This window comes from Alteromonas sp. MmMcT2-5 (genome assembly GCF_022348315.1).
GTDB lineage: Bacteria > Pseudomonadota > Gammaproteobacteria > Enterobacterales > Alteromonadaceae > Alteromonas > Alteromonas macleodii.
Genome location: NZ_JAKRFB010000123.1, coordinates 1 through 1584 on the forward strand (window position 1 = coordinate 1; position 1584 = coordinate 1584).

Below are 1584 nucleotides of genomic sequence, written 5' to 3' on the forward strand. Positions count from 1 at the left end.
AACTGGCGTCAGGCTATGAGTCGTTTTATTATCGAGTTCGAGGAACGCCTCGAAAAGCACATTAACTAATGGCAGTTACACAGAATCTGTTACAGGCTCTTAGTGTTCGGTATAGGTGAATAGTCAAAATTAAACAGCTTTGCTTCCGATATTTTCCCTTCTGAAATCGCTTGCTCGAAACGCTTTCCAACAGTTTTAGCTGCATTTACTGCAATGTCTCTAACTTCGCTGTTTCGATCATTTACATCGAAGCTTTCCAGTAGCCTGAAAATATCTTCAGCTTGACTACTCAGTGATAGCGCCTGAGTAGAAACATCAGTGAGGTCGTGCTCTAATTTTTCTGTCGTCGTGTGCAACTGAAGTATATTGGTACTTATACCTGCGCTATGTTCTGCATTATTTTCCACCATTGCTTGCATAGCGCCCATCGATTCCCGTGCTTTTGTAGAGAGCATACTGGAGTGTGAGATAGCTTCTTCGCTCTCCTTTAATTTCACATTCATGTTATCACTAGAGTTAAGCACCGTTTCCATAGTAGCCACTGCAGCCTGGCTACTAGTATTCATATCCTGCAGCAGACTTTCTATTCCTGAGGTGGCATCGGTTGTTTTCTTGGCAAGCTCGCGTACTTCATCAGCAACGACGGCGAAACCACGTCCTTGATCTCCCGCTCTTGCAGCTTCAATAGCCGCATTCAGCGCTAGCATATTTGTTTGATCGGCCAATTGGTTAATGGTGTTTGTTATTGTACTTATTCCCTCGGCCTTACTTTTTAATGTAGTGAGCGCTTCAGATGACGCATTTATGTTTTTAACCAGCTGCTGTTGCTGGCTTAATACTTCTTTTAACGACGTACTGCCGAACTGCGTTTTCTCGTCAGATTCATTCATAGAAAATGCAGCATTCTTGGCAAGCTCATCTAACTGAGTTGAGGAGACTTCTAACTGTTGGAGTCTACCGCTCATCTCGCCGATGTTCGCGACTTGCTCATTAAATGCTTTTGATAACTGTTCTAAAAAGAAAGAGATAGAAGCACCACCAATTGCAATGTTACTCGCGGCATGACTAACTTTCGTTGCATCATTGCTGTGTGCATTGTTCTTATAATCGTCAGTTAGAACAATTTTACTAGCGGCTATGTCTTGGTTTTGAAATACCTTCTCAATAATAAAGGCCGCGAAAAGGATAGTAAGAAACGTAGCAACCGTAGAGATTAGTAGATGTGAAGTAACAAGAGACATCACTACATTAACGAGACCAGCAATAACAGCTAAAACTAAATACTTCATTAGGCGCACTTAACATTTTATTAACACCTCAAAAATGTAAAGCGTTTTAAACCAATTATCCATAAGCGGATAGTATTAGTTATGGGGTCAGAGTACTTTATTAAGTGAGCATTGTATTCATTAGCAAATGAAATAAACGCTTCAAGGTACGAGTTGTCAGATTAATGAAGTGAGTAGATTGACTCTACCCCATTAGTAATGGGGTCAGAGTCTGAGGTATCCCCACAAATAATATTGCGATATCAATAAGATAAAAAAGATAGGAACATTCATGACGTTTGGTGATCAGATCAAT

At 40.6% G+C, this 1584-nt stretch carries 1 protein-coding gene; it reads right to left on the reverse strand.

What is annotated here, in order from left to right:
- Positions 1-89: 89 nt before the first annotated feature.
- Positions 90-1289: a methyl-accepting chemotaxis protein gene (locus MHN09_RS21185; protein ID WP_239241836.1), complete on the reverse strand. Its 1200-nt coding sequence runs from the start codon at positions 1287-1289 to the stop codon at positions 90-92.
- Positions 1290-1584: the final 295 nt, after the last annotated feature.